13 protein-coding genes and 1 riboswitch are annotated in these 13,585 nt (G+C 70.2%); of the genes, 3 read left to right on the forward strand and 10 right to left on the reverse strand.

The annotated features are described in order from the left end of the window. The first annotated feature begins 34 nt into the window (after nucleotides 1-34). Nucleotides 35-538 carry an Lrp/AsnC family transcriptional regulator gene (locus AB0M35_RS10870; protein ID WP_363743981.1) on the forward strand — a complete coding sequence of 168 codons (504 nt, stop codon included), beginning with the start codon at nucleotides 35-37 and terminating at the stop codon, nucleotides 536-538. A 3-nt stretch (nucleotides 539-541) separates the two neighbouring features. Here AB0M35_RS10870 and AB0M35_RS10875 read toward each other — a convergent pair whose 3' ends face one another. Both AB0M35_RS10875 and AB0M35_RS10880 read right to left on the reverse strand, forming a co-directional pair. Next, nucleotides 542-1,513, reverse strand: coding sequence for a DNA primase small subunit domain-containing protein (locus AB0M35_RS10875; RefSeq protein ID WP_363743983.1), 972 nt, complete (start codon nucleotides 1,511-1,513; stop codon nucleotides 542-544). Nucleotides 1,514-1,579: 66 nt separating this feature from the next. Continuing rightward, the gene (locus AB0M35_RS10880) at nucleotides 1,580-1,819 is read right to left on the reverse strand and encodes a hypothetical protein (protein ID WP_363743985.1); all 240 of its coding nucleotides are present in this window, start codon (nucleotides 1,817-1,819) and stop codon (nucleotides 1,580-1,582) included. Nucleotides 1,820-2,054: 235 nt separating this feature from the next. Here AB0M35_RS10880 and AB0M35_RS10885 point away from each other — a divergent pair, with 235 nt between their 5' ends. Continuing rightward, complete coding sequence (locus tag AB0M35_RS10885) at nucleotides 2,055-3,536, forward strand: S8 family serine peptidase (protein ID WP_363743986.1); 1,482 nt, start codon at nucleotides 2,055-2,057, stop codon at nucleotides 3,534-3,536. 67 nt (nucleotides 3,537-3,603) lie between these two features. After that, nucleotides 3,604-3,693, forward strand: a riboswitch (ZMP/ZTP riboswitch). An 18-nt stretch (nucleotides 3,694-3,711) separates the two neighbouring features. Continuing rightward, the gene (locus AB0M35_RS10890) at nucleotides 3,712-5,148 is read left to right on the forward strand and encodes a glycine hydroxymethyltransferase (protein ID WP_363743988.1); all 1,437 of its coding nucleotides are present in this window, start codon (nucleotides 3,712-3,714) and stop codon (nucleotides 5,146-5,148) included. 51 nt (nucleotides 5,149-5,199) lie between these two features. Here AB0M35_RS10890 and AB0M35_RS10895 read toward each other — a convergent pair whose 3' ends face one another. The 8 genes from AB0M35_RS10895 to AB0M35_RS10930 all read right to left on the reverse strand — a co-directional run bounded on the left by AB0M35_RS10895 (nucleotide 5,200) and on the right by AB0M35_RS10930 (nucleotide 13,409). Beyond that, nucleotides 5,200-6,681 (reverse strand): family 43 glycosylhydrolase, encoded by a 1,482-nt coding sequence (locus tag AB0M35_RS10895; protein WP_363743990.1) that lies wholly within the window; start codon nucleotides 6,679-6,681, stop codon nucleotides 5,200-5,202. A gap of 20 nt (nucleotides 6,682-6,701) precedes the next feature. After that, nucleotides 6,702-7,769, reverse strand: a complete 1,068-nt coding sequence (locus AB0M35_RS10900; RefSeq protein WP_363743992.1) for an arabinan endo-1,5-alpha-L-arabinosidase — start codon at nucleotides 7,767-7,769, stop codon at nucleotides 6,702-6,704. Between the two features lie 374 nt (nucleotides 7,770-8,143). After that, nucleotides 8,144-8,404, reverse strand: a complete 261-nt coding sequence (locus AB0M35_RS10905) for a hypothetical protein (protein ID WP_013734497.1) — start codon at nucleotides 8,402-8,404, stop codon at nucleotides 8,144-8,146. Nucleotides 8,405-8,506: 102 nt separating this feature from the next. Further along, nucleotides 8,507-9,478 (reverse strand): ABC transporter substrate-binding protein, encoded by a 972-nt coding sequence (locus AB0M35_RS10910; protein ID WP_363743994.1) that lies wholly within the window; start codon nucleotides 9,476-9,478, stop codon nucleotides 8,507-8,509. Nucleotides 9,479-9,535: 57 nt separating this feature from the next. After that, the gene (locus tag AB0M35_RS10915) at nucleotides 9,536-10,126 is read right to left on the reverse strand and encodes an ATP/GTP-binding protein (RefSeq protein ID WP_363743995.1); all 591 of its coding nucleotides are present in this window, start codon (nucleotides 10,124-10,126) and stop codon (nucleotides 9,536-9,538) included. Then, complete coding sequence (locus AB0M35_RS10920) at nucleotides 10,110-10,547, reverse strand: DUF742 domain-containing protein (RefSeq protein ID WP_363743997.1); 438 nt, start codon at nucleotides 10,545-10,547, stop codon at nucleotides 10,110-10,112. The genes AB0M35_RS10915 and AB0M35_RS10920 overlap by 17 nt, the downstream gene beginning before the upstream one ends. Further along, entirely contained in the window at nucleotides 10,544-10,966 is a 423-nt protein-coding gene (locus tag AB0M35_RS10925) for a roadblock/LC7 domain-containing protein (RefSeq protein ID WP_363743999.1), read from the reverse strand. The genes AB0M35_RS10920 and AB0M35_RS10925 overlap by 4 nt, the downstream gene beginning before the upstream one ends. Further along, nucleotides 10,959-13,409: a nitrate- and nitrite sensing domain-containing protein gene (locus AB0M35_RS10930; RefSeq protein ID WP_363744485.1), complete on the reverse strand. Its 2,451-nt coding sequence runs from the start codon at nucleotides 13,407-13,409 to the stop codon at nucleotides 10,959-10,961. The genes AB0M35_RS10925 and AB0M35_RS10930 overlap by 8 nt, the downstream gene beginning before the upstream one ends. Between the last annotated feature and the right edge of the window lie 176 nt (nucleotides 13,410-13,585).

Consider the following 13,585-nt stretch of genomic DNA (forward strand, 5'->3'; position numbering starts at 1 on the left):
AAGGCGGGATGAATGGCACCGAGGGGAGGCTGTGATGGGCCAGGAGACCGTCAACGGACCGGCCGTGACGAGCGCCACGGGACGTTCGGCACAACTAGACGAGGTGGACCGGCGGTTGCTCGACGAGTTGACCCGCGACGGCCGGATGTCCATCCGTACGCTCGCCGAGCGGGTGCACGTGTCGCGGACAAACGCGTACGCCCGGGTGGAACGGCTGGTCCGGGACGGGGTGATCACCGGGTTCGCCGCGCGGGTCGCCCCGGAACCGGCCGGCCTGGGCACCTCGGCGTACATCGCGTTGACCATCCGGCAGAACACCTGGCGGGAGGTGTCGGCGGAGTTGGCCCAGGTGCGCTACGTCGAGCACGTCGCGCTGCTCAGCGGCGAGCACGACGTGCTGGCCCTGGTCCGCGCACCGGACAACGCCACCCTGCGGGACGTGGTGTTGGATCGGGTGCAGCGCATCGCCGGGGTGTTGTCCACCCGCAGTTGGCTGGTCTTCGAGGAGTACGACGGGGTCAACAGCCCCTGGTCGTAGCGCTCACCGCTCGGGCGGCGCGGCCAGGCCCTCCCGGTCGGCCAGTTCCAGCAGTGCCTCCAGACTGAAGCGCTCACCCTCCAGCCCCGCGTGCGGGTCACCGCGTTCGGCGAAGCGGCCCGGCATGCTCAACACGTCGAAGTCCTCCGGGCGAACGTCGTCCAGCTCAGCCCAGTCCAGCGGCGCGGAGACCAGCGCCTGCGGGCTCGGGCGGATCGAGTAGGCCGACGCCATCGTGTGATCGCGGGCCATCTGGTTGTAGTCGATGAAGACCGGGCGGTCCCGCTGCTCGCGCCACCAGGTGGTGGTGACCAGATCCGGGCGGCGCCGTTGCAGCTCGCACCCCAACGCCAGCACCGCGCGCCGGCAGTCACCGAAGCTCCACCGGGGTTCGATCGGGACATAGACGTGCAGGCCCCGGCCACCGGTGGTCTTGGGATAGCCGGTCAGGCCCAGCTCGTCGAGGAAGCGACGCACCTCGTGCGCCACCGGCACCACCTGGTCGAACCCGACGCCGGGCATCGGGTCCAGGTCGATGCGCAGCTGGTCGGGCCGCTCGACGTCGGCGCGGGTCACCGGCCAGGGGTGAAACCGCAGGGTGCCCAGGTTGGCCGCCCAGATCACCACCGCCAACTCCCCCGGCGCGACCTCGTCGGCGGTGCGGCCGCTGGGGAAGGTGATGTGTGCGGTGCCCACCCAGTCGGGCGCGCCCGCCGGCACCCGCTTCTGATAGAAGGCGTCACCCCGGTTGTCCTGCCGGGTGGCGATGGTCGCCCCCTCGAACACGCCCCGTGGCCATCGTTCCAGCATGGTCGGTCGGTCCCGCAGCGCACGCAGGATGCCGTCACCCACGGCGAGGAAGTAACGCACCACATCCAGCTTGGTCAGCCCGCGCTCGGGGAAGTACGGCTTGTCCGGGCTGGAGACGCGAACGACCCGCTGTCCCACCTGGATCTCCTCGGCGGTTCTCGCCATGGAAATCACCATAGGGGCGGCGATGGCCGGGTGGGGCGTGACGCCACCCGGCCATCCCGGTATCGGTCAGACCTTTTCCTGCTGCAGGCGCGCCTTCAGCAGCTTCTTGCCCTGCTCGCCCATCTTGCGATGGTCGTCCTGGATGCCGCGGAACCAGGTGGCGAGTTCCTTGTCGCCGCGCGCGTCGGCGTCGGCGATGTAGTTCTCCATCTTCCAGACGTGCTCCAGCGACATCTGCAACGTGTGCAGCAGGTCGTAGTGGTCGTCCTTCACCGGACTGGCCGGCTCCCGCACCATCGTGGCCATGGTTCACCTCCAGGTCGGTACCTAGGTCCCCGATCGCGTACCCCTGACCGGGAGCGGCACACCCCCGCCGGCCGGTGTCTTGCTCTGACACTGGACACCTGGTCGCGTCCCGGTGTGTAACGCGACAAATCGACAGGGCGCTTCTGGTCGTGAGGGCGGGCAACCCGTCCGCCCCCGCCGGGCCGCTTCCCACGAGAGGCACCGCACGGCGGGGGTCACACCCTGGGGAGGCTGTGTGCACAAGCTCCGTCGCAAGACACTCGCCGTGGCGGCCGCCGTGGCACTCGGCGCGGGTGCCACCAGCGCTGCCACCGTCCCGGCCACCGCCTCGGCCACCGGCCCCGAGGCCACGTTCCTGGTACTCGCACCGCAGGGCGGCACGGTCGACCGGGCACTGGCGCGGGTGGCCGCCGCCGACGGCCGGGTGGTGGCCGACTACCGGCAGATCGGCGTGCTGGTCGTACGCTCGGCCAACCGCGACTTCGTCGCCGACGCGGCCGGCGCGGGAGTCGAGTCCGTGGCGTCGACCGCCGGCCTGGGCACCGTCCTCGACGAAGGCGACACCATCGAGCTGACCGGGACCGAGTTGGCGGAGTCGGTCGGCGACCCGACGGCCGAGCCGCTCTTCGGTCAGCAGTGGGACATGCCGATGATCGATCTGCCGCGCGCCCACGCGGTCACCACCGGCAGCGCCGACGTGGTGGTGGGCGTACTGGACAGCGGCATCTCGAGCAGTCACCCCGATCTGGCCACCCAGATCGCCCGGGACAAGAGCGCATCCTGCCTCGGCGGAGTCGCGGACACCACCGAGGCGGCCTGGAATCCCACCACCTCCGACCATGGCACCCACGTGGCCGGCACCATCGCCGCCGCCCGCAACGGCCTCGGCGTCACCGGCGTGGCACCGGGCGTCAAGGTGGCCGCGGTGAAGGTCGTCGACAACGAGGGCTACATCTACCCGGAGGCCGCGGTCTGCGGCTTCATGTGGGCGGCCGAGCAGGGAATGCAACTGACCAACAACAGTTACTACCTCGACCCGTGGGAGCTGAACTGCCGCAACGACGCGCGCCAGCGCCCGGTGTGGCAGGCCGTGCAGCGGGCCATCCGCTACTCGCAGGGCAGAGGCGTGCTCACCGTCGCCTCCGCCGGCAACTCCAACTACGATCTGGCGCACCGGTTCGTCGACGCCGGCAGCCCGAACAACGGCACGCCGGAGGTACGCGAGATCAACGGTGCCTGTCTCGTGCTGCCCGCCCAGGCACCGGGCGTGACGACCGTCGCCGCGGTCGGGCCGACGGGCCAGAAGAGCTACTACTCCTCGTACGGTCAGGGGGTCGTCGACGTGACCGCGCCCGGCGGCGACAGCCGGATCCGCACCCGGGGTCAGACCTCGACCACCGCCGACGCCATTCTGTCGACCACCTTCAACACGGTGACCCGGACCGACGGCTGGGGCTGGAAGCAGGGCACCTCGATGTCCGGTCCACACGCCACCGGCGTGGCGGCGCTGGCCCTGTCGGCTCACCCGGGCATGACCCCCGGTCAGTTGGCGGCGTTCCTGGAGCGCACCGCCGTGTCCCAGCCCTGCCCGGCGGGCCGGTACGACCCGGTCCCGCTGCTGCCGAGCACGGCCGACTACACGGCCACCTGCCAGGGAGGCGCACGGAACGGCTTCTACGGCGCCGGCATGGTCAACGCGTACAACGTGGTGAAATGACCGGATCGGCGGGGTTCGCGTACGGCGGCGGACCCCGCCGCCGGCCCGCACCGCACCCGGTAGGATCTGCGAGGGCCGTGACTGGCGCGTGGGGATGGAGCACCATCGGGAAGCGGCCCCGTCACAATGACGCACGCCGAGCGCCTGGGCCTTCCGCACGTCACCAGGAGGTCGCATGTCGCCAAACGCCGAGTCCACCGCCTTCCGCAGCGCACTAGAGGTCATTGGCACCGTGGAGCCGCGCGTCGCCGACGCGATCCGCGCGGAACTGGCTGACCAGCGCGAGTCGCTCAAGCTGATCGCCAGCGAGAACTACGCCTCGCCGGCCACCCTGCTGGCGATGGGCAACTGGTTCAGCGACAAGTACGCCGAGGGCACGGTCGGCCGCCGGTTCTACGCCGGTTGCCAGAACGTGGACACCGTCGAGGCGCTCGCCGCCGAGCACGCCCGGGAGCTGTTCGGCGCGGCCCACGCGTACGTACAGCCGCACTCGGGCATCGACGCCAACCTGGTGGCGTTCTGGGCGATCCTGGCCGACCGGGTGGAGGCACCCGCGCTGAAGCGGGCGCAGGCCCGGCACGTCAACGACCTGACCGAGGCCGACTGGTTCGCGCTGCGCCGGGAGCTTGGCGACCAGCGAATGCTCGGCATGTCGCTGGACGCCGGCGGGCACCTCACCCACGGCTTCCGGCCCAACATCTCCGGCAAGATGTTCGACCAGCGCAGCTACGGCACCGACCCGGCGACCGGCCTGGTCGACTACGACAAGGTCGCCGAGGCCGCCCGCGAGTTCCGGCCGCTGGTGCTGGTCGCCGGCTACTCGGCGTACCCTCGCAAGGTCAACTTCCGGATCATGCGGGAGATCGCCGACTCCGTCGGCGCCACTTTCATGGTGGACATGGCCCACTTCGCCGGTCTGGTCGCCGGCAAGGTCTTCACCGGCGACTTCGACCCGGTGCCGCACGCGCACATCGTCACCACCACCACCCACAAGTCGCTGCGCGGGCCGCGCGGTGGCATGGTGCTCTGCGGCCCGGAGCTGGCCGAGCAGGTGGACCGGGGCTGCCCGATGGTGCTCGGCGGCCCGCTGCCGCACGTGATGGCCGCCAAGGCGGTCGCGCTGGCCGAGGCCCGCCGCCCCGACTTCGCCGACTACGCCCAGCGCATCGTCGACAACGCGCAGGCGCTGGCCGAGGGCTTGCTGCGCCGGGGCGCCAAGCTGGTCACCGGCGGCACCGACAACCACCTGGTGCTCATCGACGTCACCGGTTACGGGCTGACCGGTCGGCAGGCCGAGCAGGCACTGCTGGACTCGGGCATCGTCACCAACCGCAACGCCGTGCCGCAGGACCCGAACGGCGCCTGGTACACCTCCGGCATCCGGATCGGCACGCCCGCGCTGACCACCCGGGGGCTGGGCACGGCGGAGATGGACGGCACGGCCGAGCTGATCCACACGGTGCTGAGCCAGACCACCGCCGGAGCGAACCCGGACGGCACCGCCTCCAAGGCCAAGTACGTGCTCGAACCGGCCCTGGCGGACAAGGTCAGCCGGCAGGCCAACGAACTGCTCACCGGCTTCCCGCTGTACCCGAGCGTCGACCTGGGCTGACGACGGTGTGCCGGGCCGGCCGCGGGCCGGCCCGGCACCACCGCTTTCCGGTTACTCGCCGGACGGCGCGGTGAGGGTCACGCCGAGGCGGTGGGGGTTACCGAAATTCGGGGTCCCGTCGGCGTTCCAGGTGAACTTCTGCGCCCGGGTGGAGCGGTTCATGTCGCAGCCGCCGCCCGCCGAGTCGTTGGCGTGGTAGACGATCCAGTCCTCGGTGCCGTCGGGGGACTTGAAGAAGCCGTTGTGGCCGGGAGCGTAGACGCCGTTGGCGTCGCTGCGCTGGAACACCGGCGTGGGGTGCTTGGTCCAGTGCGCCGGGTTCATCGGGTCAGTGCCGGTCAGGGTGAGCAGGCCGAGCTTGTAGTCGGGCCCCCAGCAGGCCGAGGCCGAGTAGACGACCATCACCCGACCGTTGTGGTAGAGCGGCTCGGGGCCTTCGTTGACCGGGTGGGTCTGTCGTTCCCAGGACAGGGTGGGTGAGCTGAGCCGGACCCGCGACCCGGAGAGCGTCCAGGGGTTGGTCAGCCGCTGGATGAAGTTGCTCTGTCCGGCGCCGTCGCCGCCGTAGGTGCCCATCAGGTAGAGGTTGCCGCCGACCCGCAGGACGCTGGCGTCGAGCTGCCAGTCGCTGCCCAGGTCGGCCTTGAACGTGTAGGGACCCATCGGGTCGGTGCCGGCGGACTCCAGAACGTGCAGCCGCTGGGTGGGGTTGAAGTCCGCGACGTTCTGTCCGGCGGTGTAGTAGAAGTACCAGCGGGGCCCGTTGGGGCCGTTGATCAGGTGGAACTCCGGTGCCCACATGTTGCAGCAGCCGTTCGGGCGCCCGGCCAGGTTGAAGATGACCTGGTCACCGGCGGCGGCCAGCCCGGCCAGCGTCGGAGAACGCCGCATGGTGATGGTGGAGTTCCAGGTCGTGGTGGCCAGGTAGTAGTAGCCGTTGTGGTACTGCAACCAGGGGTCCGGACCATTGCGCTTGATCGGGTTGGTGAAGGTCCCCGGCGCGGCACCGAGGGAGACCAGCTGCCACTGCTGGTTGGCGCCGTCGAGGTCCTGGTACTGCGAGACCCGGGCGCCGTCGGCGGTGGACCATTCCCAGACGTCGAGGGCCTTGCCGCTGTTGCGGTTGATCAGCCGGACGTGTCCGCCGGCGGAGTCGGCGAGCCGGAACTGCTGCCGGGAGTCGTTGCGGTCGGTGTGCTGCACGAGTTGGATGCCGTCGGCGGTGGTGGGCAGATCGAGCACCTTGCCGCTGTGCACGGACTGCAGCCGATACCAGCCGCCGCCGGAGTCGAGGAAGCGCCACTGCTGCCAGGCGCCGTCGTTGCGGGTGTACTGGTTGATCGCGGCGCCGTCGCCGGTGGCCAGGTTGTAGACGTCCAGCGCCTTGCCGCTGTGCCGGTTGACCAGGACGTACGGCACGCCTGGCTGCACCGTCGCGGCGGAGGCGTCGGGCGTCACGACGACCGCGCCCACGGCGGCGAGCAGGGTGACCAGAGCGGCCGCGAAGAAGGCACGCCGTTGGTGGCTACGCATGGTGAAGGGCTCCTTCGGGCTCAGTGGACGAACGGCCAGCCGGCCGTGTCGTAACCGATGCGGTTGATGCCGAGCAGGGCCGCGCCGTTGTCGGCGTAGTAGTGGTAGACCAGCAGGTCCCCGTCGGTGTCGACCAGCACGGCCTGGTGACCGGGGCCGTGGACACTGCCGTGCCCGGCCAGCACCTGGGTGCCACCGCCGGAGGTCATCGGCGTTCCGGCCCGGTCCAGGTACGGTCCGGTGATGCTGCTGGCCCGACCCACCATGACCCGGTACGTGCTGGCCGCGCCCTGGCAGCAGCGGTCGAAGGAGACCCACAGGTAGAAGTACGCGCCCCGCGCGACGATGACGGGTGCCTCGATCGCCCCGCCGCCGCGTCCGGCGATGCTGTACATGGCGGCGCCGGCCCGCTTGCCGGTGGCCGGGTTCAACTCGATCAGCTTGATGCCGGACCAGAACGACCCGAAGCTGAGCCACCATCGGCCGTCGGGGGCGACGACCAGGTTCGGGTCGATCGCGTTGAAGGTGTCCGAGGTACGGGACTCGATGACCAGGCCCTGATCGGTCCAGGTGCCGGATTCGCCGGTTCGGCTCGTGGCGAGGAAGATGGCCGACCGGTTAGACCCGAACGTCGACGCCGAGTAGTACAACCAGTACCGGCCGTCGCGGTACGAGAGGTCGGGTGCCCATAGGTTGCGGCTACCGCCGGTGTACGTGGTCGTCCACGGCGCGCCACCGGGAAAGACCGAGCCCGCGTTGCGGAACGCGATCCGGTCGGCGGAGGTCTTGAGCGAGATGTTGTTGCCGGTGTGCGCCGCCAGGTAGCCGCCGCTGGGACGGCGCACGATGGTGGGGTCGTGCACGCCGATGTCGCCGGTCACCCGACCCGGCAACGGATAGCCGGCCGGCGGCGTGGTCGGCCCCGTGGTGGAGGCCGCGACGCCGGCCGTTCCGAGATCCACGACAGCCGCCGATCCGACATCGGCGCGCAGGGCCACGCCCCCCGCCGCGATCAGCGTCGACAGGGCCAGCGGCAGGATTCGGCGGCGAAGTAGGGACCTTCGCGGCGGGGAGACGGATGAGATCATGGCGGTCCTTCCGGGACGGCCCGGACGACGACCGGTGGGTCCGGCGTGGCGACGGAGGCCGGCGGCCTGGCAAGCAGCGGGGCGACGCGCAGGTTTCCAGCAGATGACCAGAACGCCATTTGCATGGAAGTCTGTCTATGTTCACGCTAACCTTGCCACCCGTCAAGCCGTCCGCTGCGAGAGGGCCGGCAGCCCGCGGAAAATCCTGAACTGGCCGGCTTCGTCCGGCACGGCGGAACCGACGCGGCGCCATGGGCGCACGCATGCCGACGACGGATGTTAGCGACAACATCCATGGCAACTGTCACAACCGAAAGGGCCCGGCGCGGGACCGGCATCACCGATCCACGCCGGGCCCCCGGCTGCCGCCAGCCTCAGTTCAACGGACGCTTGAGGTGGTAGCGGTGGACCTCGGTGCTGCCCTGGACGTTGTTCACGTCCTCGGCGGCCGTGACCAGTTCCCAGCCCTCCCGACCGACACGGTTGAGGTGCGCAACCGCGGTGTCACCGTATGCGGTGACATCCTTACGTGACCCGTCGGGGCCGTACCAGACGAACGTGACATGAAAATTCCGGCCCTGCCCCTGGTAGCGGCGGACCAACAAGGCGTACTCCCAGGCAACCATGCGATCCATTATGACCGTCCATCCAGGACCGGAACACGTCGGCCGTCACAGGTTGCGAACGGGTGAACGCGCTGGGTCAGCACATGCAGGATGCTGGCCAGACAGGGGCGATCAGTCGGCTGGCAGCCAGGTCTGCCAGACCTCCGGGTTGGCGTCGAGCCACTTCTTGGCCGCCTCGTTGTGGGACATCTTGTCGATCGTCAGATAGCGGGCCACCTGGTTCTGGTCGGTGTTGGTCCACTGGAAGTTCTTGATCAGCTCAGCGGCCGGGTTGCCCGACTCGGCGAACCTCCGGTTGGCGATCTTGTCGAGATCGTACGGCTGGTAGTCGCAGGCGACCTTCTCCGGATCGGCGTCACAACCGGGGGTGTACGGGGGCAGTTTGATGTGCACCAGGTCGACCTCGGCCAGGAACCACTGCGGTGTGTAGAAGTAGCCGATCGCGGGCCGCCGGTTCCGCTCCGCCTCCCGGAACGCCTCGATCAGCTTCTCCTCGCTGCCGGTCGTGCTGACGACGAAGTCCAACTTGAGATTGCGGATCAAGGCCGGGTCGTTGGTCTCGTACGAGGGATCGGCGTTGAGCAGCACGCCCTTGCCACCCGAGGTGGGGGTACGGAACAGGTGCGCGTACTTGTTGAGGTTCTTCCAGTTGGTGATGTCGGGATACTCCTCGACCAGCCACGGCGTGACATACCAGCCGACCACACCCTTGTTGCCGGTCATGCCGTGCTCGACGACCGTCCGCTCCTCGTCGATGTACCGCTTCCTCAGCGCCTCGCGGCCCCAGTTCTCCAGGATGACGTCGGCCGTCCCGGCGGCGACCTCCGCCCAGGCTTCCTCCGCCGTGAGGTCCTTCACCACCACCGTGCAGTTGAGTCGGTTCTCGGCCAGGTGGCTCACCACGGCGACGTTCGCCTCGTAGCCGGTCCACGGCAGGTTGGCGATGGTCAGCGTGCCGCACTCCGTGCGCTCCGGCGGGCCCGGTGCCGCCAACCGGGGCTCGATGTGCACCGCGCAGCCGGTCAACGCCAGCACGGCCGTACCGGCCAGGGCCGCCGCCCTGGTCCAGCCTGATGTCCGCATCGCTGCTGTCTCCTCTTCGTCGTTTCGCGCCGGGTGAGGCGTCGGTCCGGTTGCGGATCACCAGGGGACGGGAGCCCGGGCGAGACGTTGCGCCAGGACCACCTCGGTGAGGGCGACGAGCACCTGCTTGACCGACTCCCGCCGGCGCGCGTCGCACTCCACCAGCACCACCTCGTCCGCGACGCCGAGGGCCTCCCGCACCTCGGCCATCGCGAACCGGCGAGCCGTGTCGAAGTTGTTGACCGCCAGCAGGAAGGGGATACGGTGATCCTCGAAGTAGTCGATGGCGGGAAAGCAGTCCTCGATCCGTCGGGTGTCGATCAGGACGACCGCACCCAGTGCACCGTCCACGAGGTCGTCCCAGAGGAAGGCGAACCGGTCCTGCCCGGGTGTGCCGAACAGGTACATCAGCAGGGACTCGTCGAGGCTGATCCGGCCGAAGTCCAGGGCAACCGTGGTGGTGGTCTTCCCGGCGATTCCCGTGGTGTCGTCGACCCCGACCGAGACCTCGGTCAGGTCGGCCTCGGTGACCAGCGGTTCGATCTCCGACACCGCACCCACGAAGGTGGTCTTGCCGACTCCGAAACCTCCACTCACCACGATCTTCACCGCGGTGGGTATGGGCGACTGGCTAGAGAGCCCGAACACGGTCCCTGATCCTCTCGATCATGGCGACGGACAGCTCGCCCTGTTCCTCGCGGCGCAGATAGCCCTCGCTCAGCAGGTCGGCCACGAGTACCCGGGTGACGCCGAGCGGCACCCGCAGCGCCACCGCCAGGTCGGCCACGGTGGTGGGCCGCTGGCACAGCTCGACGATCCGGCGGGCCTCGAAGCGCAGCGGCGCGGAGAGCGCCGCCGGCAGGGCGGAGAGCAGGGTCTCCACCCGTAGTCCGTCCTGGACCGGCCGGGTACGCCCGCCGGTGAGCAGGAACGGACGTACCGCCGCCTCGTCCGTCGGCTCCGGCGTGGGCCACGGTTGCGGCTCCGCGACACGGTCGGCCGAGGCCGGGGCGGGGGTCCAGTACGGGATCATCCGCGGATCGGGCAGCCGCGGTCCACCATCGTTCACCGCGGCAGGACCCGTCTCGAATCGGTGATCAACGCCGGGGTCAGCATGGTGCCGAACCGGTCGGCCAGCAGCGAGATCTCGTACCCGACCAGGCCCAGGTCGCAGCCGCCCTCGGCGAGCACCCCCAGACAACTGCCGTCACTGATCGCCGACACCAGCAGGAAGCCCCGCTTCATCTCGATCATGATGAGCTTCAGACCGTCGAAGTCGTACTTGCGGGAGGCGGTGCGCGCCAGGCTCGCCATGCTGGACACGATCGCGGCCAGTTGGTCTCCGGCTCCCCGGTCCAGCCCGGCCGAGACGGCGATGAGCAGACCGTCGGAGGAGACGGCCACGGCGTCCCGTACGCCGTCGGTCTGCCGGACGAAGTTCGCCAGCAGCCAGTTCAACTGGTGCGGATCGGTCTGGACGTCAATCATTGTCTGTCCCCCAAGGCTCGGTCGCGGGATCATCGCCGGATCCGGTCTCGGGTGTCGACCGTGCGATCTGGCCGCGTAACGTTCCGGCTCGCAGCGCGGTCAACCGGTCCCGGATGTCCGCGGGCGAGGCGTCGAGGGCCGCCGGGCGTTGATCGGGTACCGACGGGGCGGCCACGGGCGCGGGCGGAACCTGCCGCCGGGCGCGTGGCAACCGCTTACGCAGCCCGTTGAGGGTCCGCTCCTCCACCGGGACGGTGGCCGACTCACCCAAGATGGTGGTCGACCGGGCCGGGACGGCGGCGAGGTCACCAGCCGTGGCGGCCTCGCCGACAGCCACCGAGCCGGCGTCGGTCGGCTGGACCGCTGCCGCCGCACGGGTGCCGATCGGGCGTGCCGGCGTACCGGGCTCCGGCTCCGCTGCGACCCCGGCGGCGGAGCCGGGGATGGGCATGGCGCTGCCGTCCTGCGGGTCGCTATCCGGGGTGATCGCGTTGGGGCTGGTGAGCGTGCTGGACGGCAGGACCACCCGCGCGGTGATCCCGGTGACCGGGGACGGCGCCAGCTGCACGTCGATGCCCAGATCCTGGGCGAGCTGACCCACCACGTGGTGACCGAGGTAACGGGTGGGGGCCGAGACGAAGTCGGCCTCGCCCCGCAGCCGGGCGTTGGCCCCGGCCAGGTCCTCGGGGGACATGCCCAGTCCCTGGTCGGTGATCGCGATGAGGTAGCTGTCACCGTTGCGGCGGCCCTGGATCTCCACGTCGGAGTCGGGCGGCGAGAAGGTCAGCCCGTTCTCGATCAGCTCCGCGAGCATGTGCGCCACCGCGCTGACGTTGGCACCGACCACCCAGGCATCGTCGATGCGGCGTAGCTGTACCCGGCGGTACTCCTCGACCTCGGAGATCGCGGCCCGGATCACGTCGGCGATCGCCAGCGGAGCCGTCCACTGGCGAGGCCCGCCGGCGCCCACCAGCACCAGCAGGCTTTCCGCGTTGCGGCGCATGCGGGTGGCGAGGTGGTCCAGCTCGAAGAGGTTGGCCAGCCCGGCCGGGTCGGTCTCCTCCCGTTCGAGCTTGGTGATGAAGCCGAGCTGACGCCGCAGCAGGTTCTGGTTGCGCCGGCCGAGGTTGGCCAGGGATTCCGTGGTGCTGCGGCGCAGCATCGCCTGCTCGGTGGCGAGCCGGAAGGCCACCGCCTGCACCTGGTCGAGGGCGCCGACCACCGAGTAGATCTCCGTACTGGAGCGGGCGGGCACCTGGACCGGGGCCGGCGCCTCCGGCCCCGCCTCCTGGTTTCCTTCCTGTAGCCGACGCACGGCGGCGGGAAGCCGGTTGTTCGCGAGGTCGTGGGCTTCGGCGGCCAGGCCGGCCAGCGGTCGGGTGATCGACCGGGATGCCACCACCAGCAGGATGATCGCACCGGCGAGGATGGTCCCCATCACCGCGCCGGTCACGAGGAGCCGTCGGATCGAGTGGAACTGCCGTTCCGCGGCCCGCGCCTCGATCTCCGAACCGACATGCTGCTGCAACTGGCGCATGCCGTCGAGCACCGTGGTCAACGCCGACCACCAGGCCTGCGGGTTGACCTGCAACCGGCGGCCGTCCGCCGCGTCGAGGGCGATCTGTTCGAAGTGGCCGGCGACTCGGGCGGAGCCGGTGTCCAGTACCCACTCGTTCGCGGCCTTCTGGCGGGGAGTGGCGTTGGCGGTGAAGTCGGCCAGGGCCACGTCCCGGGCCGCGCGCATCGCGGCGAACTCGAGGAACTCGCCCCGGGCGAAGCCACCGGCGGAGAAGACGCCGCTGAGGAACGCCCGCTGCTGGGCGGTGCTCTCCTTGATCCGGCTCAGCGCGTCCAGGGTGGCCAGATGGCGGCGCAGCTCCGGATCCACCGCCTCGTCGAGGCCGAAGTCGACGTCGTGCAGCGCGGCGATGCGCTCGGTGAAGAACTCGAAGGTCGTGGCCCGCCCGGCGCTGCCGTTGTCGGTGGCGGAACGCACCACGGCGAGCCCGTCGAGTTCCCGCAGCGCGGCGCCGACCCGGTCGGCCACCTCGCCGCCGCCCGAGATAGCCGCCTCGACCGCCAGGCGTCGCTGGTCCACCCGCTCGCGGGCCGAGGCCATGTCGTCGCGGAACCCGGCGTTACCGCCGAGCAGACCGGCGGTGAGCCCACGCTCGGTCTGCAACTCCTGGGTCAGGTCCTGCACCACGAGGGCGAGGTCCACCGACTCACTGGCCGCCCGGACCGCCCGAAACCCCGAGACCTCGATGTACGTCACGAAGCCGAGCAACAGCAGGACGGCGACCACCGGCAGGCCGATGATGCCGACCAGCCGGCTGCGGATGGTCCCGGCTCGGCTCGCCTCCGTCGAGACCAACGGATCCGCGCCCGGCAGGACATCGGTGAGTCCGGTCCTCCCGGTACGCCGATGCCGCACTACCGTCACCACCTGCCCCTCGTCGTACCACGTCGGCAGCGGCCGGACGCCGGCACGGGCGACCCGCCGGAGTTAGGTGTGGGCACGGGATCTCCAATCACCGACACGACTGCCGGCGGTTCTCACCGAGGGAGTTGATCAGAGCAATATCGCGGCACGCCCGTTGCCCCACAACCCTCCGGCGG

The sequence above is a fragment of the Micromonospora sp. NPDC051196 genome (genome assembly GCF_040682415.1).
Lineage (GTDB): Bacteria > Actinomycetota > Actinomycetes > Mycobacteriales > Micromonosporaceae > Micromonospora.